Below are 20,305 nucleotides of genomic sequence, written 5' to 3'. Positions count from 1 at the left end.
ACGACCCACAGCGAGGGGTCGGTCTGGATCAGACCCCGCTGCGGATGGCTACTACGAGTCGCTTCGGCACGTCAGCGATGCTAGGCCTCCCCCACCGCAGGACGCAAGCCCTTTCGCGGTCCACTAGGGTTCATCGCCGATGACCAAATGAGTTGGTGGCACGTTCTGCTGCTGTTCGCCGCCGGGGTCGGTGGCGGGCTGTGCGGCAGCATCGCGGGCTTGGCGTCACTCACGACCTATCCCGCCCTTCTGCTGGTCGGGTTGCCGCCGGTGACCGCCAACGTGACCAACACCGTGGCGCTGGTCCTCAACGGCGTGGGATCGGTGTCGGCGTCGCTGCCCGAGCTGCGCGGCCAGCGCGCTGCGGTGATCCGGTTGGTCCCGGCGGCGCTACTCGGTGGCGCGGCCGGGGCGGCACTGTTGTTGACGATCCCGGCCGAGGGCTTCGAGAAGGCCGTGCCGCTGCTGCTGGCCGCGTCGGCCGTACTCATCGCCCTGCCCCAGGGCGAGCACGTCGCCGACGGCCCGCCCTCCGTCACCCGACGGGTGGTCGAAAGTCTTTGCGTGCTGGCGATTTGCGTGTACGGCGGCTTCTTCGGCGCCGCAGCGGGGGTGCTGATGCTCGCGTTGTTCCTCCGCATGGGCAGTGAGGCGCTGGCGCATGCCAACGCCACCAAGAACGTCGTCCTCGGTGTCGCCAACGGCGTAGCCGCCGTGGTGTTCGCCGTCTTCGCCGACGTCGAGTGGCTCGCGGTAGTGCCGCTCGGCCTGGGGTGCCTGGTCGGCTCCCGGCTGGGTCCGGCCATCGTGCGGCGGGCCCCTGCGCGGCCGGTGCGTCTGGCGATTGCGCTGGCGGGTCTGGTACTGGCCGTCAAGCTCGGCGTCGACGCCTACGGCTAGACGAAGGGGTCGTCGCCCGTGGCGATCCGCAGGCCGAAGTCGAGCAGGGACACTGCCGAGGCGTGCAGTCTGCGACCCGCCTCCAGGGTTGCCTGCCCGGCCAGGTAGCGCGACCACGTGCCCTCGATGACGATGCCGAGCTTGAAGCATGCGAGCGCCTTGAACCAGTCCAGCCGGTCCGTATGCCGGCCACCGGCGTCGAGGTAGGCCGCCACCAACTCGGCCCGACTGGCCAGCCCGCCAAGGGCCGCCAGCTGAGACCCCGCGTCGATCGTGTTGGGGTTGGCCGGCCAGCACACCAGCAGCCACCCGAGGTCGAGCAGCGGCTCACCGATCGTGCACATCTCCCAGTCGATGAACGCGGCCACCTCCGCCCGGTCGCGGCGCAGCAGCACGTTGTTCAGATGGGCGTCACCGTGCATGACGCCGGGCGGCCCGTCCTCGGGCCGGTTGTCCTCGAGCCAGGCAGCCAGCTCGGGCACCCCGGCCAACGAGCCCGGGTCGTAGGCGTCATGCCGATAGCTCTGCAGCAGGCCGAGGAACTGCGGAACTTGGCGTCCCAGAAAGGAACCCGGTCGACGCAGCGCGGCAAGCGGACTGCCCTCCCACGGCACCCCGCCGAGCCGCGCGAGGCTGGCGGCGTAGGCCGGCCCGACGTCGTGGCGTAGCGACGCGTCGTCGACGTAGGCCTGCGCCATCTCGTTGCCGGGATTGAAGCCGTCGACGCCCTCCATGAGGTAGAAGACGACTCCGAGCACGTCGAGGTCCTCGCAACCGGCGATGAACGCCGGGTGTGGAACCCCGGTACCTGCAAGGGTCTGCAGGACGGCGATCTCGCGCAGCATCGTCTTGTCGCTCGTCGGACGCGGATGCTGGGGTGGGCGGCGCAGCACCATGGGTCGGCCGTCGACGCGCAGTCTCACCACGATGTTCTGACTGCCACCGGTCAGCGGCTCGACGTCGGTCACCTGCGCGCCGAGACCCGTCGTCCGCACCCACTCCCGGAGGGCCCGTTGGTCACCGTCGGTCAGGGTGGGAACGTCGTCGGCCATGTCCGTCATCGTCGTCGCCGAGTGGCACCTCGGCAGGGGTTCGACCGAAGTCGTTGGCCCACGGCGGTTCCGGCGACCTAGACGCCGGGCGCAGGAAGGGACCTGACCCGGTCGGCGGCGAATGCCGCTGCCTGACCGGTCAATCCGGCCTCGACGTACTGACTGTGCGCGGGGCGGTCGTCACCCGGCGAGCACACCGGGTCCGCACCGTTGCACAGATCGATCGTCTTCGCACCGTACAGGGGGCTGAGCGCGGTCAGCGGGCCACCGAAGCGGTTGAGCGGGTTGCCGAACACGGCGACGGCGGCCACGTGGTCGGCCACCTCGGGAGGCATCGGCTGTCCCAGTCCGAAGAGCCTGGCGGGATCGCCGGTGATGCCGTCGATCACGGCGGCACCCTGCGAGTAGCCTCCGAGCACGATCTTCGTGTTCGGACAGGTCGACGTCGTCAACTGGACGTGCGCGGCGGCGTCGGTGGCGCCCTCGGTGGCCTGCATGAACTCGTGCGAGGCCGGATAGTTCACGGCGTACACGCCGACCGACTTGCCCTTGAGGTCACCCTTGAGCGAGTCGACGAACGCTTGTCCCACCCGACCGACCCCGACGGGTTCGTCAGTGCCGCGGGCGAATACGACCTCGACGTCCGAGCACCGCGGAGCGGCCGACGCCAGCGGCGCGCTCATCACACCGGCGCCGATCAACCCGCCGGCGGCCAGGCCCGTCAGCACTGCGCGAGTGGTGGTGTAAACGGACATCGGCGTCCCCTCAAAGTTCCGTGGATCCTGCATTTGTTTAGTAGCACTTCATAATTGCCCACTGCGCCGGAAACCGATGATTTCCAGGAGCAAGTGTGAGCGAGAACTCACGGCGTGGGCCCGAGACGAATCAGTCCAGGAGTCGCCGGGACACGTTGGTCGTGACGAGGTCGAGCAATTCGTCGGCACGGCCCGCCATGATGGTCCGGATCGCGTACAGCGAGAAGCCCTTGGCCTGTTCGGCACTGATGGCGGGGGGAATCGAGAGCTCCTGGCGAGCGGTGACCACGTCGACGATCGCTGGGCCGTCGTGGGCGAACGCCTCGCGCAGCGCGTCCTCCAACTCCCCGGGATGCTCGACCCGGCGCCCGAAGGCCCCCATCGCCCGGCCCACCGCGGCGAAGTCCGGGTTGACCAGCTCGGTGCCGAAGTTGACGATGCCCGCTGCCTTCATCTCCAATTCGACGAAGTTCAGCGACGAATTGTTGAAGATCACGACCTTGACCGGCAGACGGTTCTGCACCAGCGTGATCAGCTCGCCGAACAGCATCGTCAGTCCGCCGTCGCCGGCGAGCGCCACCACCTGCCGACCGGGGAACGCCGTTTGCGCGCCGATCGCGTGCGGCAGAGCGCACGCCATGGTGCCGTGGTTGAACGAACCGACGAGCCTGCGCCGGCCGTTCATTTCGAGATAGCGAGCTGCCCAGACCACCGGCGACCCGACGTCGACGGTGAACACCGCGTCGTCGGTGGCCAGCCGATTGGCAAGGGCGGCAACGTATTCCGGTCGAATGGGCGCCTTGTCGCGGTCGTTCACCGCCAGACCGTCCATCGACTTGCGGGTCTTGGCGTAGTGGCGCAGCGACCGGTCGAGGTGCTCACGGGAGGACTTTGGTACGAGCAACGGCCGCAGCGCTGCCACCGTGTCGGCGACGGTGCCGACCAAGCCGAGGTCGACGGGCACGCGACGGCCCAGGTGTCGGCCGCGGACGTCGACCTGCACGATGCGGGCGTCCTCGGGAAAGAACTGCTGATACGGGAAGTCGGTGCCCAGCATCAGCAGGGTGTCGGCTTCCTTTATGGCCTTGTACCCCGAAGCGAATCCCAGCAGGCCGGTCATGCCGACGTCGTACGGGTTGTCGTACTCGACGAACTCCTTGCCGCGCAACGCATGCACGACGGGCGCGTTCAGCAAGCCCGCCAACTCCACCACCTCGTCGTGCGCGCCCTGAACCCCGGCGCCGGCCAGGATGGTGACGCGCTCCCCGGCGTTGAGCAGGTCGGCGGCGCGCCGAAGCCCGTCGTCGTCGGGCCGCACGACGGAGGTGGTCGGCAGGATGGGCTTGGTCAGCCAGCGGGATTCGACCGCCTTGGCCAAGAAGATCTCACCGGGGACGACGACGACGGCTACCCCGTTCTCCTCGATCGCGGCGCGCATGGCCATCTCGATGATCCGCGGCGCCATCTCGGGAGTGCTGACCAGTTCACAGTAGACGCTGCACTCACCAAAGAGATCCTGGGGGTGGGTTTCCTGGAAGTAGTCCGAGCCGATCTCGCTGCGCGGAATGTGCGCGGCGATCGCCAGTACCGGGACCCGCGAACGCTCCGCGTCGAACAGCCCGTTGATCAGATGGAGGTTGCCCGGTCCACAGCTGCCGGCACACACCGCCAGCTGACCCGTGAGCGCCGCGTCCGCCGCCGCGGCGAAGGCCGCGGTCTCTTCGTGCCGGACGTGTTCCCAGGTGAGCTCGCCCGAGCGGCGGATGGCGTCGGTGAACCCGTTGAGACTGTCCCCCGGCAGACCGTAGACGTGTCGAACTCCGCTGCGCGCCAGCGCGGTGATGATCTGAGTCGCGATCGTGGCCATACGGGTCACTCCCCTGCGATCTAGGCGCGGAAACCTTCGCGCAGCGACGGTTTTCGCGCTTAGATCACACTACTGGAGGCGAACCGTCACGTCGCCGTAAGACGTGCCGGTCGTGCAGTCGGTAACTTGGCGGGATGGTCGAAACGGCAACCCGTCCCAGCCCCTGGATCGGCGTCGCCGCGGCGGCCGTGGCGCTGGGCGTGACCCAGCTGGCCGCGGTGGCCTTCGGTCCACACGCCGACTCCCGGACCGCCGTCGGCTCGGCGGTCATCGACGTCACCCCCGGCCCGGTCAAGGAGTGGGCGATTCAATCCTTCGGGACGTCGGACAAGTTGGCCCTGTCGATCGTCGTCCTGGTGGTGATCGCGGTGATCGCCGCCATCACCGCGCAGCACGAGACGCGCAGGCGGCCGGTCGGCAGCGTGGCGATCGTGATCGCCGGTGCGCTCGGCTGCGCGGCGGTGCTGAGCCGGGCCGGGGCGAGCGTCGTCGACGTGGTCCCCACGGTGATCGGCACGCTCTGCGGGGTGGTCGTGATGCGCTGGTTGGCCGTCGGCCGCCTGGCCGCACCGGCGGCTCCCGCGGACGCGCCCTCCACGACGGAACCGGACCCCGGTCGCCGACTGTCTCTCGTGACGTTCGGACTGATCGGCGTCGGCGCGGTAGCCGGTGTCGCAGGCACGCTGCTGAATCGACTGAACTCCTCGGTGGCCGGCGACCGCACCGCCTTCACCCTTCCGGCTCCGCGCGGGGCGGCGCCACCCGTCGTCCCGCCGGGCGTGCAACCCGCCGGCTTCACCCAGACGCCGTTCATCACGCCCAACGCCGACTTCTATCGCATCGACACCGCCCTGAGCGTGCCCCAGGTCAGCCGGGCCGACTGGCGGCTGCGGATCCACGGCATGGTCGACCGCGAGGTGACGCTGACCTTCGATGATTTGCAACGCTTCGAACCCGTCGAGCAGATCGTCACGTTGACGTGCGTGTCCAACCCGGTCGGCGGTGACCTCATCTCCAATGCGAAGTGGACGGGTTACCGAGTCCGAGACCTGCTGGCAGAGGTCGGCATTCACCCCGACGCCGACATGGTCCTTTCGACCTCCGTCGACGGGTTCACCGCCGGTACGCCGGTCGAGGCGCTGACCGATCAGCGCGATTCGCTGCTGGCCATCGGCATGAACGACGCACCGCTGCCCACCGAGCATGGTTATCCCGCCCGCCTGGTGGTCCCCGGTCTGTACGGCTACGTGTCGGCGACGAAGTGGCTGGCCCAACTGGAACTGACGCGCTTCGACCGTGCGGAGGCGTACTGGACCGGACTCGGGTGGTCGGCTCGGGGCCCCATCAAGACTGAGTCACGGATCGACGTGCCCCGCCCGGGCGCCGTGGTGCCACGGGGTGCCACCACGTTCGGCGGCGTGGCCTGGGCCCAGCACCGCGGCATCAAGACCGTCGAGGTGCGAATCGACGAAGGACCGTGGCAGCAGGCGACGCTCGGGGCGAGCTACTCCAACGACACCTGGCGGCTGTGGAGCTTTCCGTGGCAGGCCGACGCGCCTGGTTCACACACCATCACCGTGCGCGCCACCGACGCCACCGGCGCGGTGCAAACCCAGGACGAGGCCGACGTCGTCCCCGACGGCGCCACGGGCTGGCACTCGGTGTCCTTCGACGTCAGTTGAGACCGCCGGGTCAGACGGGCACCCGCTGGTTGGTCACCACCGACGTCAGGACGGCCAGCGCCATGAGGACCGCACCGACGCGAATCCAGGCCTGGCTGGCGTCACCGCGAATCGTCTCGTAGCCGATTTGCTGCTGCAGCTCCGAATACGTCTTCTTCAGCTCCTCCAGACTGCTCGCGTGATACGTCTGGCCACCAGAGATGTCGGTGATCTGCTGCAGCGTCGCGTCGTCGACCGGCACCGGAATCTGCTGCCCGTCGATGGTCACGACGCCGTCCGGCGTGCCGAAGGAGATCGTCGAGATGGCCACGCCCTGATCCTTGGCCGCCCTGGCGGCGGTGTAGGCACCGCGGGGTTCGTCCGGGTTGCGCGGAATCGTCTCGGCGCCATCGGATTCGAGCACGATGTGGGCGGGCGCCGGCGTGTCGCCGCCGCCCATCACCGCGTCGACGCTGGCGATCGCCTGCAGAGCGGTGAAGATGCCCTCTCCAGTGGCCGTGCGTTCCTCGGCCTTCAGACCGTCGATGGCGTTCTTCATCGCCGCACGGTTGGTCGTCGGTGAGACGAGCAACGTCGCGCTTCCGCCAAAGGCCACCAGCCCCAGGTTGATTCCCGGGGTCAGCTCGTCGGCGAACTGTTTGCCTGCCTCCTTGGCCGCCTCCAACCGGTTGGGCGCCACGTCGGTGGCGACCATCGACTCCGACACGTCGATCACCAACATGACGACGGCGCGGTTGCGCGGAATGCGAACGTCGTGGGTCGGGGCCGCGAGCGCCACCGCCAAGGTGGCCAGCGACATCACCAGCAGCACCGCCGGGACGTGGCGCCATCGTCGGCGGTTCTGCGTCGGGGCGACGCGCTGCAGCACCTCCATGTTGGCGAACCGCAGCACCCGCCGGTGTCGGCCGTACTGGACGACGACGTAGGCCGCGACGAGTCCGAGGACGACCAACAGGTACAGGAAGTACCAGGCGTGGGCGAAGCCCGACAGGGCCAGCGGCCCGAGGAACGGCACCGTCATGTCGGGAGCCGCCGGTTGACCACCAGTGCGAGCACGGCGGCCGCGGTGGCGAACAGCACCGCCAGACGCACCCATCCTTCGCTGGCCGGGCCGGGCAGCACCTGGTAGCCGATCTGCCGCTGGACGGATTCGTAGCTCTGGTTGAGCTGCTCGACGTTGGTGGCCGAGTAGGTTTGGCCACCCGAGAGCTCCGCGATCTTGGTCATCGTCTCCTTGCCCACCGGAACTGGGAGTCGTTCGTCGTTCAGGTCCACGAAACCGTCGGCGGTGCCGAACGCAATCGTCGAGATCGGCACGCCCTGGTCCTTGGCGTACCGGGCCGCCGTGTAGGCGCCGCGGGGGTTGCTCGGATCGCCGGGTACGTTCTCGTCGCCGTCGGACAGCAGCACGATGCGGGCCGGCGGGGGCGAGGTGTCCCCGTCGGTGCTGAGCACCGCACCGACCGTGGCGATCGACTGCAGCGCGGTGAAGATGGCCTCGCCGGTGGCGGTCTTGTCGGCCGTCTGCAGTTTGTCCAGGGCGGTGATCGTCGCCTGATGGTCCGGGCTCGGCGCGACCAGCAGGTTCGCACTACCCGCAAAGGCGATGAGCCCCAAGTTGATTCCCGGAGTCAGCCCGGCGGCGAACTTCTTGGCCGCCTGCTCGGCGGCGACGAGCCGGGTGGGGTCGACGTCGGTGGAGCGCATCGACTGCGACACGTCGACGACGAGCATGATGACGGCGCGGTTGCGCGGGATCCGGACGTCCTCGGTGGGCTCGGCCAGCGCGACGGTCAAGACCGCCAGCCCGACGAGTGTCAGCGCGAGCGGTACGTGCCGCCAGCGCAGCTTCGTGGCGACCGGGGCCGGTCCCCCGGGCGGCGTGCCGACGAACCGTGCCACCCGCCGACGCCGTCGCCGTTGGATCACGACGTACACCACCAGGAGCACCAGCGGGACCGCGCCGAACAGAAGCAGCCAGGGGTGCTCGAATCCCGTCCACGTGATCGCGCCAATCACGGGCAAGGTCAGCACGGTCGTCCTTTGGTCGAGGGGTGGTCGAGTAGCAGCGAGTGTGGCGCGGCTCCCTGACCGTTGGCTGCGAGGTTCCTTGAGCGAAGGTGTCGGACGCCCGTGCCAAGGTGGAGACGTGAAGTTGTCGGAGGTCGCCGTCACCTCAGCCAAGGTGGGTGCCGTCTCGGCGCGCACGGCCAAGATCGGGCTCATCGCCGACGTCGTGGCCACGGCCGCCGCAGAGGGCGATCCCGAACTCGTCGCGGTCGTGGTCTCGTGGCTCGCAGGCGATCTGCCCCAGCGCCAGATCGGGGTGGGCTGGGCCGCGCTTCGGGCGTTGCCCCCACCGGCGGCTGACCCGTCGCTGACGGTGTCGGAGGTGCACGCCACGTTCACCGAGATCGGTGGTGTCGCGGGCAAGGGCTCACAGGGCAGGCGGGCCGCCTTGGTGACGGGGCTCTTCGCGGCCGCCACCGACGTCGAACAGGCGTTCCTAAAGCGCCTCCTCAGCGGCGAGCTGCGCCAGGGCGCGCTGATCGGCGTCATGACCGACGCCGTCGCCAAGGCCGCCGGCGTGCCCGCCGCCGAGGTGCGCCGGGCCTCGATGCTCGGCGGTGAGCTGCCGAGCGTCGCGGCCGCCGTGCTGACCGAGGGCCGGGCCGGGCTCGCCGACTTCGTCCTCCGGGTGGGCCGCCCGGTCGGTCCGATGCTCGCTCAGCCCGCGACCGGCGTCGACGACGCGCTGGACCGACTCGGCGGAACAGCGGTCTTCGAGGCCAAGCTCGACGGCGCCCGCGTTCAGATCCACCGCGCCGGGGACGACGTGTCGGTGTACACCCGCAGCCTCGACGACGTCACGGCCCGGCTTCCGGAGGTGGTGGCGGCCGCCATGGCCCTGCCGGTGTCCTCCTTCATCGCCGACGCCGAGGCGATCGCCCTGCGACCCGACGGCCGGCCGCACCGATTCCAGGTGACGGGGTCGAGGTTCGGCAGTGACGCCGCACGCGCAACCGAGACGCTGTCGGTGTTCTTCTTCGACCTGCTGCACCTCGACGGTGTCGACCTGCTGGACCTGCCGACCACCGAACGGCTCGCCACTCTGGACGCGCTGGTGCCCGCGACGCATCGGGTCGACCGGTTGACCACCGGCGACGCGGCGCAGGCGGCAGCCTTCCTCGAGGCCACGCTCGACGCGGGACACGAGGGGGTGATGGCGAAGTCGCCGACGGCCCCCTACGAGGCGGGCCGGCGCGGTGCGGGTTGGCTCAAGGTCAAACCGGTGCACACCCTCGACCTCGTCGTACTCGCCGTGGAGTGGGGATCGGGTCGGCGCACCGGCAAGTTGTCCAACATCCACCTCGGCGCGCGCGATCCGGCCACCGGTGGATTCGTGATGCTCGGAAAGACCTTCAAGGGCATGACCGACGAGATGCTGGAGTGGCAGACGGCGAGGTTCCTCGACCTGGCCGACGGAGCCGGGTCGAGCCCAACTCCGAGCGACGGGTACACGGTGCGGGTACGCCCCGAGCAGGTCGTGGAGATCGCCCTCGACGGCGTGCAAACCTCGACTCGCTATCCCGCGGGCATGGCGCTTCGCTTCGCCCGCGTGCTGCGCTACCGCGACGACAAGACCGCCGCAGAGGCCGACACCGTGGACACGGTTCGAACCCTGTACGACCGCTGACCGAATGCCGGTGTTTCGCCAAACCGGCGGACCCACGGTGAAAGGATCGGCGCATGGCCTCACCCCCCGTACCCGCCGCCGGGGCTCGTCTGGAAGACACCGACGGCGACATCACCTACGTCCGCACCGACGCCGACCTGCCCCCCGTCGCGATCGTGGACCGATCACCGATCACGACCGGGCACAAGATCACGTTCGCGATCGTGGCGCTGCTCGGCGCCATCGCATGGGCGGTGATCGCGTTCTTCCGCGGCGAGACCGTGAACGCGGTCTGGTTCGTCGTCGCCGCGGTGTGCACCTACGTGATCGGGTACCGGTTCTACGCCCGGCTGATCGAAACGAAGATCGTCAGGCCCCGTGACGACGCCGCCACCCCCGCCGAGGTGTTCGAGAACGGCACCGACTACATGCCGACCGACCGGCGGGTGCTGTTCGGTCATCACTTCGCTGCCATCGCGGGCGCAGGCCCGCTGGTCGGTCCGGTGCTGGCCATGCAGATGGGTTATCTGCCCGGCACCATCTGGATCATCGTCGGCGCGGTCTTCGCCGGCTGCGTTCAGGACTACCTGGTGCTGTCGATCTCGGTGCGGCGACGCGGCCGCTCGCTGGGTCAGATGGCGCGCGACGAGCTCGGCACCGCGGGCGGTGTCGCGGCGATCGTCGGCGTGCTGGTCATCATGGTGATCCTGCTGGCGGTGCTCGCCCTCGTGGTGGTCGGCGCGCTCGCGGAGAGCCCGTGGGGCGTGTTCTCGATCGCGATGACCATCCCCATCGCCCTCTTCATGGGCCTGTATCTGAGGTTCCTGCGACCGGGCCGAGTCTCGGAGGTCTCGGTCATCGGCGTCGTGCTGTTGCTGCTGGCCGTCGTCGCCGGCGGCTGGGTTGCCGAAACCGCTTGGGGCGACGACTGGTTCACCCTGTCGAAGGTCACGCTGTCGTGGGCCGTCATCGTGTACGGTCTGGCCGCGTCGGTGTTGCCGGTGTGGTTGCTGCTTGCTCCACGGGACTACCTGTCGACGTTCATGAAGGTCGGCACGATCATCCTGCTGGCGATCGGAATCCTCGTTGCGCGCCCCGTCATGGAGGCCCCGGCGATCTCGACGTTCGCCTCCAGCGGTACGGGCCCGGTGTTCGCCGGCTCCCTGTTCCCCTTCCTCTTCATCACCATCGCCTGTGGCGCCCTGTCGGGTTTCCACTCCCTCATCTCCTCCGGCACCACGCCGAAGCTGCTGGAGAAGGAAAGCCAGATGCGGCTGATCGGCTACGGCGGCATGTTGACCGAGTCGTTCGTCGCGATCATGGCCCTGATCACCGCGGCCATTCTCAACCAGCACCTCTACTTCGCGATCAACGCGCCAACGGCACAGACTGGCACCACTGCACAGACCGCCGCCGACTACGTCAACGGCCTCGGCCTGTCGGGTACGCCGATCACCGCCGCCGAGATCACTGACGCGGCGACGGGTGTCGGCGAACAGTCGGTCGTGTCGCGAACCGGCGGCGCGCCGACGTTGGCGTTGGGCATGTCGGAGGTTCTGCACCAGGTCTTCGGCGGCGAGGGCCTCAAGGCGTTCTGGTACCACTTCGCGATCATGTTCGAGGCGCTGTTCATCCTCACCACCGTCGACGCCGGTACCCGGGTGGCACGGTTCATGCTGTCCGACGGGCTGGCCAATCTCGGTGGGCCGCTGAAGAAGTTGCGCGACCCGAGCTGGCGCGTCGGTGCGTGGGCTTGCAGCGTGATCGTGGTGGCCGCGTGGGGCAGCATCCTGCTGATGGGCGTGACCGACCCGCTCGGCGGCATCAACACGCTCTTCCCGCTGTTCGGCATCGCCAACCAGCTGCTCGCCGCCATCGCCCTGACGTTGGTCACGGTCGTGGTGATCAAACGCGGGTTGCTGAAATGGGCGTGGATCCCCGGCGTACCGCTGGCGTGGGACCTCATCGTGACGATGACCGCGTCGTGGCAGAAGATCTTCTCCGGCGATCCGAAGCTGGGTTACTGGACTCAGCACTTCCAGTACCGCGACGCCAAGGCAGCGGGCAAGACGGCGCTCGGCGCGGCCAAGAATCCCGACCAGCTCGACGCCGTCATCCGCAACACCTTCATCCAGGGCACCCTGTCGATCATCTTCGCGGCGCTGGTGATCATCGTGGTCGTCGCCGGTCTCGTCATGGCGTTGAAGGCGATTCGCGGCGGAGGTTTGCCGTTGAGTGCCGACGATCCGGTTCCCTCGCGCATCTTCGCACCGTCGGGCTTGAAGCCGACCGCAGCCGAGAAGGAGGTGCAGAAGCAATGGGACGCCTTGCCTCCAGGGTCGCACGGGCCGGCCGCCAGATCGGTTGGTACTGGGGCTCACTGATGGGTGACAACCACTACCGGCGGTACGTGGCACACCGGGCGCGCACGCATCCCGGTGAGCCCGTGATGTCCGAGCGGGACTACTGGCGCATGCGGTACCGCGCCAGCGAGGTCCAGCCGCGCTGCTGCTGACCCGCGCACACAGCCACGTCGCAGCGTGGCCGCACCAAACCGGCAGCCCTGGAACAGGGCGGCCGCGGGCGGCACGGTTATCCTGCGCACTCGAATCTGGCTCCACGGCAACTCTTTTGAGGTCGCCCACACCGTAGATATTCCCGATCGTGGGCAATGGTGTTTACCTTCACAGTGGACCCCGGTCGTCGAACCGCGGCGCCCGGCACCACGTGATGACCGGTATGACCCACGAAATGCAAGTCGAATCAGATCGTCTCAACTTCACCAGGATTGGTGCGCCGACGATCGCGGGAACCGGAGCTGCCTTCGGACCCCACCGCTACCACCAGGACGACGTCGCCCGCGAACTCACCAAGGTCAACGGACCGGAGTTCATGCGCTTCGCCCGCACCAGCGGGGTCGATCACCGCAACCTCGCGCTCCCCCTGTCCCGCTACCCGGCGATGGCCGACTTCACCGAGGCGAACGACGCGTACATCGAGGTCGCCACGCAATGGGGTGTCGAGGCGCTGACCTCGGCACTGGACGCCGCAGGACTCGCTCCCACCGACGTCGACGCGATCTTCCTGGTCTCCAGCACCGGAGTGGCGGTCCCGACGATCGACGCGCGGGTGGCCACCCGGGTCGGCCTACGACCCGACGTCAAGCGCATCCCGCTGTTCGGCCTTGGGTGCGTCGCCGGCGCGGCGGGAATGGCCCGCGTCCACGACTACCTTCGTGGCTTCCCAGGCCACGTGGCGGCGCTGCTGTCGGTCGAATTGTGTTCGCTGACACTGCAGCACGACGACACGACGATTCCCGCCCTGATCGGTGTGTGCCTCTTCGGCGACGGCGCCACGTCGGTGATCGCCCGCGGGGCCAACCGCACGCCCGAGCACCGTGGCATCGCGTCGGGCCCGGCGGTGCTGGCCACCCGCAGCCGGCTCATTCCCGACACGGTGGACGTCATGGGGTGGAACGTCGGCACGAAGGGATTCGGGCTGGTGCTGTCCAAGGACGTGCCCAAGATGGCCGATGAGCATCTGCGCGACGAGGTCGACGAATTCCTCGCCGAACACGGCCTGTCCATCGACGACGTCTCCACCTGGGTCTGCCATCCGGGCGGGCCCCGGGTCATCGAGGCGATTCAGGGCGCGGTCGGCATGCCGCCCGATGCGCTCGTCCACAGCTGGGACTCGATGCGCGAACACGGCAACATCTCCTCGGCGTCGGTGTTGGACGTCCTGGGCCGCACCCTGGCCGCACCGCCCGCGCGAGGCTCGCTTGGCGTCATGCTCGCGATGGGTCCGGGTTTCAGCTTCGAACTCGTGCTGCTGAGCTGGTAGGCGGTTCGACGATGTACTACTCCCTGTTCATTCTGGCGATCGGGCTCGAGCGGCTGGTGGAACTGGCCGTGTCCCGACGCAACGCCGAATGGTCGTTGGCCCGTGGCGGCCGCGAGTTCGGCCGGGGCCACTACCCGGTGATGACGACGATGCACGGTCTGCTCCTGGTCTCCTGCGTGGTGGAGGTGTGGGCGCTGCACCGCCCCTTCATCCCGTGGCTCGGCTGGCCGATGCTCGCGGTCGTGGCGGCGAGCACCGTCGTGCGCTGGTGGTGTGCCGCCGTATTGGGCAAGCACTGGAATCCTCGCGTCATCGTCATCCCTGGCGCCCCCCTGGTGCGCCGCGGACCGTACCGGTGGATGCACCACCCCAACTACACGGCCGTCGTGGCCGAGGTGGCCGCCCTGCCGCTGATGCACTCCGCGTGGGTGACCGCGGTCGTCTTCAGCGCAGCCAACGCCCTGGTACTCGACACGAGGATTCGGATCGAGAACACGGCGCTGGGATATGCCTGACGGCGGCTGGAGATGAGTGTGGGAGATGGGGGTTAGCCCCCATGACGTGGCCGAGGTGGGCAGGCACGCTGAGGGGTATGCACGTGCCACGACCCCCAGCCGACGGTGCCCGGCTCGGTGCGTGCCCCTTGGCCGAGGCGATGGCACTGCTGCCGTCCGACGAGCGGCGAATCCTGTTCTGCGCCGCGTCTCTGCACTGGTCGGTCGACCGGATCGCCGGCGCCGTCGGCCTGCCGTCGGAGATCGTCAAACTACGGCTGCACGACGCGCTTCGGCGGCTGCTCGGGAGCGTCCCTAGGCGCCCGCCCGGTAGGCCGTGACGATCGGCTCCAGCTCGTCGGGCGTCGCGCCGTGCATGATGAGCGCGTCGGCACCGTAGTCGAACTCCTTGCGAATCCGGTCGACGCACTGCCGGGCCGTGCCGGTCGCGGACGGCTCGAGCCATTCGTCGGGGATCAGGGTCGCGATGTGTTCGATCTGGTCGGTTGTCGCCTTGTGGTCGATGCCACCGGGCACCGACGCGACTACGGAGTCGGCCCGAAAGCGTCGGAGCACCTCCGGATCCCATCCGTTGGTGGCGACCAGAAGATCGCCGTACCCCTGCAGATAGGTGGCCAGCCGGGCCACGGTCTTCTTGAGCCGAAGCTCCTCCGGGAGATGGTCGCCGACGGTGGCGAAGCACGACCACACCGTCACCTCGTCGGGGTCGCGGCCCGCCTGCTCGGCGGCATCCTTGACGATCTTCACGCTGCGCTGCAACGTCTCCGGCGTGAAGTACGTATGCAGGATGACGTCGTCGAACTGGCGTCCGCCCAGCGCCAGCGTCTGGGGACCGAACGCCACCAGCCCCAGCCTGATGTCCTCGTCGAAGTCCGAGTCCAGGTACAGCACGGGGTACTTCCCGATCGGCCCGTCGTGCTCCAACACCACCTCGCCGCGCCAGAGCCTGCGCATCACCTGCGCGAAGTCCTCCATCTGCGCGGTGGTCACCGCGGGCACCCCGAAGGCGTCGTACACCGCTGCGATGCCCCGGCCGATGCCGAGGGTGAAGCGGCCGCCGGACAATCGGTGCATGGTGGTCGCCCACGACCCGGTGATCAGCGGGTGGCGAGTGTTGTGATTGGTTGCGGCGGTGGCGATTCGCATGCGGCTGGTCACCGCGCATGCCGCGCCGACGAGCGAGGACGCCTCCTTGACGTTCCACCGCTCGGAGATGAAGGCCGTTCCAAAGCCCAGCTCTTCACCGCGGCGGGCCTCGTCTATCAGGGCGGCGGGGCCCGAACCGCCGGCACCGGCCAGCAGGTAGTAACCCAACTCGTCGAGCACCCGTGAGCTCACGAGGCAGCCCCGGCTACGCGCCGGTCCACTTCGGCGCTCGCTTCTCGGCGAACGCCGTGGCACCTTCCATGGCGTCCTTGGACGAGAACACTGGTGTGGTGAGTTCTTCTTGCTTCCTCCACATCTCGTCCTCGCTCCAGCCGGCGGACTTGACGATGATCTCCTTGGTCACCGCCACCGCCAGGGGGCCGTTGGCCGAGATGCGCTCGGCGAGGGCCAGAGCGCCGTCGAGCGCCCCGCCCGTCTCGGTCACCACGTTGACGAAACCCCACTGCGCCGCCTGCTCGGCGGTGAAGCTGTCCCCGGTGAGGGCGAGCTCGAGTGCCTTTTGATACGGAATGCGGTGGTGCAGCCGCAGCAGTCCGCCACCGGCGGCGACCAGACCGCGCTTGACCTCGGGGATGCCGAACTTCGCGTCCCTGGCCGCCACCACGAGGTCGGTTGCCAGCACGATCTCGGTACCGCCGGCCAACGCGTAGCCCTCCACGGCGGCGATCACCGGCTTGCGCGGGGGACGCTCGGTGAAACCGATGCCCCGGCCGCGGATCGACGGCACCTCACCGGCCATGAACGCCTTGAGATCCATTCCCGCACAGAAGTTTCCACCGGCACCCGTTACGATGGCCACGGACAACTCGGCGGTGTCGTCGAGTTCGTCCATCGCGTCGGCCAGACCCTGGGCGACCGCCAGGTTGAAGGCGTTGCGCGCTTCGGGTCGGTTGATGGTGATGACGAGTGTGCGCCCCCGGCGCTCGGTCAGAACTTCGTCGGCCACGTTGCCCCTCGGGTTCGTCGGATGGCGGTTGCCACGGTCACTATAGGCACGGCGGTGCGGAGTCGACCGCGGCGATGACCCCGCGGTCGACCAGATGCTCCGTCAGCGGCTCGACGCCGCGGGTGAAGTGCTCGGCCATCGCCGAACGCGCCGCCCCGGCGTCTCGGCGCGCGAGCGCGTCGATGACCCGTCGGTGATCACTCGTCGACTGTGCCGGCCAGCCCGAGATCGTGGGGAACACCGACTCCGGCGCGTATCGGGTGATGGCCGACATAAACTGGGTGAGCTTGGGCGAGTCCCCGACGACGTTGACCAGCCGGTGGAATTCGTGGTTGAGCCGCACCGTCCGGTCGAGATCGTCGTGGCGGTAGGCCCGTTCGAGCTCGTCCTGGATCGCGCGCAACTCGGCGAGTCGACCGTCGGTGACGTTCTCGGCCGCGCGGGCCGCGAGCTCACCGCCGACGAAGGCTTGTACATGGGCGACGTCGGCCACGTCGCGGGCGGTCAACTCCAACACCATGAACCCACGCCGTGGCCGCTGAATCAGCAGTCCCTCGGCGCAGAGGTTGAGCAGCGCCTCGCGCACCGGGGTCACGCTGACGCCCAGGTCGGCGGCCAGCTGCTCGAGTCTCAAGTACCGTCCCGCGCGCAACGTGCCGTCGAAGATGCGTCGTCGTACGTGGCGCGCCACGTCGTCGGACAGTTGTGGGCGCAACACGAAGTGCGACTCAGAGTTCGTACTCACGCATTAAGCTCTTGCTGATGATGGTCTTCTGAATTTCGCTGGTGCCCTCGCCGATGAGGAGGAACGGCGCGTCGCGCATCAGGCGCTCTATCTCGTACTCCTTGGAGTAACCGTAACCACCGTGGATGCGGAAGCTCTGCTCGGTGACCTCCGAGCAGTATTCGCTGGCAAGGTATTTGGCCATCCCGGCGGCGACGTCGTTGCGCTCGCCGGAGTCCTTGAGCCGTGCCGCGTTGACCATCATCAGGTGGGCGGCCTCGATCTTGGTCGCCATCTCGGCCAGGTGGAACGCGACGGCCTGGTGTTCGGCGATGGGCTTGCCGAAGGTACTGCGCTGCTGGGCATACCGGATGGCCAGCTCGAAGGCACGCAGCCCCACCCCGCAGGCGCGGGCCGCCACGTTGACGCGACCGACCTCCACGCCGTCCATCATGTGGGTGAAGCCATGCCCGGGCACTTCACCAAGCACGTTGGCGGAGTCGACGTGGAAGCCGTCGAAGATCAGTTCGGTGGTGTCGATGCCCTTGTACCCGAGCTTGTCGATCTTGCCGGGAATGGTCAACCCCGGCATGACCTCTCCGAAGCCGGCCGGCTTCTCGATCAGGAACGCCGTCAGGTTGCGATGGGGCTTGTCGGCGCCCTCGTCGGTCTTCACCAGCGCTGCAACGAGAGTGGAGCTGCCACCATTGGTCAGCCACATCTTCTGACCGGTGATGACGTAGCCGCCGTCGGCGTCGCGGATGCCTCGGGTGCGGATCGCCGCGACGTCGGAGCCCAGCTCCGGTTCGGACATCGAGAATGCCCCGCGTACCTCCCCGGTCGCCATCCGTGGCAGGAACCGACGCTTCTGGTCGTCGGTGCCGTGCTGGCGGATCATGTAGGCGACGATGAAGTGGGTGTTGACGACGCCGGACACGCTCATCCAACCGCGCGCCAACTCCTCGACGCAAAGGGCATAGGTGAGCAGCGACTCGCCGAGACCGCCGTACTCGGGTGGAATCATCAACCCGAACAGGCCCATCGCGGCCATGTCGTCGACGATCTCCTGAGGGTAGGCGTCGGCGTGCTCGAGGTCGGCGGCGGTGGGAATCACCTTGCGGTCGACGAAGTCTCGCACCGCGGCGACGATGTCGGCTTGCACGTCGGTGAGGCCTGCGGTCTGCGCGAGTCGTGTCGTCACCAGCGCACCCTCTCGAATACGGCGGCCAAACCCTGTCCGCCACCGATGCACATCGTCTCCAGCCCGTATCGGACCTCGCGTCGGTGCATCTCGCGGGCGAGGGTGGCCAGCATGCGCCCACCGGTCGCCCCCACCGGGTGGCCAAGCGAGATGCCGGAGCCGGCGACATTGGTGCGGTCTCGGTCCGCGGCGGTGAAGTGCCACTCGCGCATCACCGCGAGCGCCTGCGCGGCGAACGCTTCGTTCAACTCGACGAGGTCCATGTCGGCCAGGGTGAGACCTGCCTTGGACAGGGCGACTTCGGTCGCGGGCACCGGGCCGATGCCCATGAGGCTCGGAGGTACGCCCGCCACGCCCCAGGACACCAGCCGTACCAGCGGAGTCAGTCCCAAGTCGGCGGCCTTCGCCTCCGTCGTGACGACGCACATCGAGGCCGCGTCGTTCTGTCCGCTGGCATTGCCGGCCGTCACCGTCGAGTCCGGATCTTGGCGTGCCATGATCGGTCTCAGCGTGCCCAGTGAGTCCATCGAGGTGTCGGCGCGGGGATGTTCGTCGGTGTCGACCACGTGATCGGCGACGGTGACGGCGACGATCTGCTCGGCGGTGCGACCGTCGTGCTGAGCTGCCACGGCCCGGCGGTGGGAGGTCACCGCCAGCTCGTCCTGTTCCTCGCGACCGATGCCGTACTGCCTGCGGAGGTTCTCGGCGGTCTCGATCATGCCGCCGGGCACCGGGTGATGGCGACCGCCTGCGGTGGTCCGCCCGCGGGTGAGTGCGTCGTGCACGGCCACCCCGGTGCGCGCTGCGCCCCAGCGCATGTCGGTCGAGTGGAACACGACGTTGCTCATGGACTCGGCACCGCCGGCCACGACGAGGTCGTTCTGTCCGGTGTGCACCTGAAGGCAGGCTTGGATGACGGCCTGCAGGCCCGAGCCGCAGCGTCGGTCGACCTGCATGCCGGGGACCGTGACCGGCAGACCCGCGTCGAGGGCGACGACGCGACCGATGGCCGGCGCCTCCATGCTCGGGTAGCAGTGCCCAAGGACGACGTCCTCGACCGCCTCGGGTTCCAGCGCGGTGCGTTCCAGCAGCCCCCGCAGCGCCGCCACGCCGAGGTCGACCGCGGTCGACGACCGCAAGGCTCCGCCGTAGCGTCCGATGGGGGTGCGCACCGGCTCGCAGATGACCGCGCCCGTCATCAAATGTGCCTGCCCCCGGTGACTTCCAGCACCGTGCCGGTCATGTACGACGACAGGTCCGAGGCAAGGAACAGCGCCACGTTGGCGACCTCGGCGGGCTCGCCGGCCCGAGCCATCGGGATCTCGGCGAGTTTGGAGTCCCAAATACGTTGCGGCATGGCCTCGGTCATGGCCGAGCGGATCAGACCGGGCTGGATGGCGTTGACGCGCACACCGAGGTGGGCGACCTCCTTGGCGGCCGCCTTGGTCAGCCCGACGATGCCCGCCTTGGCCGCGGAGTAGTTGGTCTGTCCGACCAAGCCGACCTTGCCGGAGATGGAGGACAGGTTGACGATGGCGCCGCTCTTCTGCTCGCGCATCACCCCTGCCGCGATTCGCGTGCCGTTCCACGTGCCCTTGAGGTGCACGGAGATGACCTGGTCGAACTGTTCTTCGGTCATCTTGCGCATCGTGGCGTCGCGGGTGATGCCCGCGTTGTTCACCATGACGTCCAGACTGCCGAACCGGTCGACGGCGGCGGCGACCAACGCCTCCACCTCGTCGGCCTTGGTGACGTCGCAGCGCACGGCGGCCGCGACCTCGCGACCGCCAAGCCGTTCCACCGCGGCCTCGGTGGCAGCGAGGTCGAGGTCGCCGAGCACCACGTGGGCGCCTTCGGCGACGTAGCGCTCGGCGATGGCGAAGCCAATCCCCTGCGCACCCCCGGTGACCACCGCGGTTCGTCCGTCGAGCAATGACATTCGATGCTCCGTCCTGTCGTGACCCGGCGTGGGATCAC

General features: G+C 68.6%; 19 protein-coding genes. 8 read left to right on the top strand and 11 right to left on the bottom strand.

The annotated features are described in order from the left end of the window. Window positions 1-147: 147 nt before the first annotated feature. Window positions 148-900, top strand: coding sequence for a sulfite exporter TauE/SafE family protein (locus tag H7K45_RS30385; protein WP_263999918.1), 753 nt, complete (start codon window positions 148-150; stop codon window positions 898-900). On the opposite strand, the gene H7K45_RS30380 is transcribed toward H7K45_RS30385, so the two are convergent. The 3 genes from H7K45_RS30380 to poxB all read right to left on the bottom strand — a co-directional run bounded on the left by H7K45_RS30380 (window position 897) and on the right by poxB (window position 4,574). Continuing rightward, window positions 897-1,961: a phosphotransferase family protein gene (locus H7K45_RS30380; RefSeq protein ID WP_263999917.1), complete on the bottom strand. Its 1,065-nt coding sequence runs from the start codon at window positions 1,959-1,961 to the stop codon at window positions 897-899. The genes H7K45_RS30385 and H7K45_RS30380 overlap by 4 nt on opposite strands. 68 nt (window positions 1,962-2,029) lie before the next feature. Further along, on the bottom strand, window positions 2,030-2,707 hold the full coding sequence (locus H7K45_RS30375) for a cutinase family protein (RefSeq protein ID WP_263999916.1): 678 nt from the start codon (window positions 2,705-2,707) through the stop codon (window positions 2,030-2,032). Between the two features lie 130 nt (window positions 2,708-2,837). Then, the gene (gene poxB / locus H7K45_RS30370; protein ID WP_263999915.1) at window positions 2,838-4,574 is read right to left on the bottom strand and encodes a ubiquinone-dependent pyruvate dehydrogenase; all 1,737 of its coding nucleotides are present in this window, start codon (window positions 4,572-4,574) and stop codon (window positions 2,838-2,840) included. 134 nt (window positions 4,575-4,708) lie between these two features. Here poxB and H7K45_RS30365 point away from each other — a divergent pair, with 134 nt between their 5' ends. Then, entirely contained in the window at window positions 4,709-6,256 is a 1,548-nt protein-coding gene (locus tag H7K45_RS30365) for a molybdopterin-dependent oxidoreductase (RefSeq protein ID WP_263999914.1), read from the top strand. A 10-nt stretch (window positions 6,257-6,266) separates the two neighbouring features. Here the strand turns inward: H7K45_RS30365 and H7K45_RS30360 are convergent, their stop codons facing one another. Further along, window positions 6,267-7,277: a VWA domain-containing protein gene (locus H7K45_RS30360; protein ID WP_263999912.1), complete on the bottom strand. Its 1,011-nt coding sequence runs from the start codon at window positions 7,275-7,277 to the stop codon at window positions 6,267-6,269. Next, a complete protein-coding gene (locus tag H7K45_RS30355) occupies window positions 7,274-8,287 on the bottom strand; it encodes a VWA domain-containing protein (RefSeq protein ID WP_264000077.1) in 1,014 nt (337 codons plus the stop codon). The genes H7K45_RS30360 and H7K45_RS30355 overlap by 4 nt, the downstream gene beginning before the upstream one ends. Window positions 8,288-8,405: 118 nt before the next feature. Between H7K45_RS30355 and H7K45_RS30350 the strand changes: the two genes are divergently transcribed. The 6 genes from H7K45_RS30350 (at window position 8,406) to H7K45_RS30325 (ending at window position 14,610) form a co-directional block, all read left to right on the top strand. Continuing rightward, window positions 8,406-9,953, top strand: coding sequence for an ATP-dependent DNA ligase (locus H7K45_RS30350; RefSeq protein ID WP_263999910.1), 1,548 nt, complete (start codon window positions 8,406-8,408; stop codon window positions 9,951-9,953). A 53-nt stretch (window positions 9,954-10,006) separates the two neighbouring features. Continuing rightward, window positions 10,007-12,316: a carbon starvation CstA family protein gene (locus H7K45_RS30345; RefSeq protein ID WP_263999909.1), complete on the top strand. Its 2,310-nt coding sequence runs from the start codon at window positions 10,007-10,009 to the stop codon at window positions 12,314-12,316. Further along, window positions 12,316-12,447, top strand: coding sequence for a CstA-like transporter-associated (seleno)protein (locus H7K45_RS30340; protein WP_372512698.1), 132 nt, complete (start codon window positions 12,316-12,318; stop codon window positions 12,445-12,447). Before H7K45_RS30345 ends, H7K45_RS30340 begins: the two co-directional genes overlap by 1 nt. Before the next feature lie 236 nt (window positions 12,448-12,683). Then, on the top strand, window positions 12,684-13,775 hold the full coding sequence (locus H7K45_RS30335) for a type III polyketide synthase (RefSeq protein ID WP_276070755.1): 1,092 nt from the start codon (window positions 12,684-12,686) through the stop codon (window positions 13,773-13,775). Window positions 13,776-13,786: 11 nt separating this feature from the next. Beyond that, on the top strand, window positions 13,787-14,290 hold the full coding sequence (locus H7K45_RS30330) for an isoprenylcysteine carboxyl methyltransferase family protein (RefSeq protein ID WP_263999907.1): 504 nt from the start codon (window positions 13,787-13,789) through the stop codon (window positions 14,288-14,290). Window positions 14,291-14,373: 83 nt separating this feature from the next. Further along, window positions 14,374-14,610, top strand: a complete 237-nt coding sequence (locus tag H7K45_RS30325) for a sigma-70 RNA polymerase sigma factor region 4 domain-containing protein (protein WP_263999906.1) — start codon at window positions 14,374-14,376, stop codon at window positions 14,608-14,610. Here the strand turns inward: H7K45_RS30325 and H7K45_RS30320 are convergent. The 6 genes from H7K45_RS30320 to fabG are packed head-to-tail and all read right to left on the bottom strand — an operon-like array spanning window position 14,585 to window position 20,267. Continuing rightward, window positions 14,585-15,628 (bottom strand): TIGR03857 family LLM class F420-dependent oxidoreductase, encoded by a 1,044-nt coding sequence (locus H7K45_RS30320; protein ID WP_263999905.1) that lies wholly within the window; start codon window positions 15,626-15,628, stop codon window positions 14,585-14,587. The two genes, H7K45_RS30325 and H7K45_RS30320, sit on opposite strands and share 26 nt — an antisense overlap. Window positions 15,629-15,641: 13 nt before the next feature. Beyond that, entirely contained in the window at window positions 15,642-16,403 is a 762-nt protein-coding gene (locus H7K45_RS30315) for a crotonase/enoyl-CoA hydratase family protein (RefSeq protein WP_263999904.1), read from the bottom strand. A 40-nt stretch (window positions 16,404-16,443) separates the two neighbouring features. Continuing rightward, on the bottom strand, window positions 16,444-17,148 hold the full coding sequence (locus tag H7K45_RS30310) for a GntR family transcriptional regulator (protein WP_263999902.1): 705 nt from the start codon (window positions 17,146-17,148) through the stop codon (window positions 16,444-16,446). Next, complete coding sequence (locus H7K45_RS30305) at window positions 17,132-18,328, bottom strand: acyl-CoA dehydrogenase family protein (protein ID WP_263999901.1); 1,197 nt, start codon at window positions 18,326-18,328, stop codon at window positions 17,132-17,134. Before H7K45_RS30305 ends, H7K45_RS30310 begins: the two co-directional genes overlap by 17 nt. Further along, window positions 18,325-19,527 (bottom strand): acetyl-CoA C-acetyltransferase, encoded by a 1,203-nt coding sequence (locus H7K45_RS30300; protein ID WP_263999900.1) that lies wholly within the window; start codon window positions 19,525-19,527, stop codon window positions 18,325-18,327. Before H7K45_RS30300 ends, H7K45_RS30305 begins: the two co-directional genes overlap by 4 nt. Next, on the bottom strand, window positions 19,527-20,267 hold the full coding sequence (gene fabG, locus H7K45_RS30295; protein ID WP_263999899.1) for a 3-oxoacyl-ACP reductase FabG: 741 nt from the start codon (window positions 20,265-20,267) through the stop codon (window positions 19,527-19,529). Before fabG ends, H7K45_RS30300 begins: the two co-directional genes overlap by 1 nt. Window positions 20,268-20,305: the final 38 nt, after the last annotated feature.

The organism is Mycobacterium yunnanensis, assembly GCF_025823185.1.
Classification (GTDB): Bacteria; Actinomycetota; Actinomycetes; order Mycobacteriales; family Mycobacteriaceae; genus Mycobacterium; species Mycobacterium yunnanensis.
Note: the sequence above shows the minus strand (reverse complement) of the source record. Positions and strands in the feature narration are given on the sequence as shown.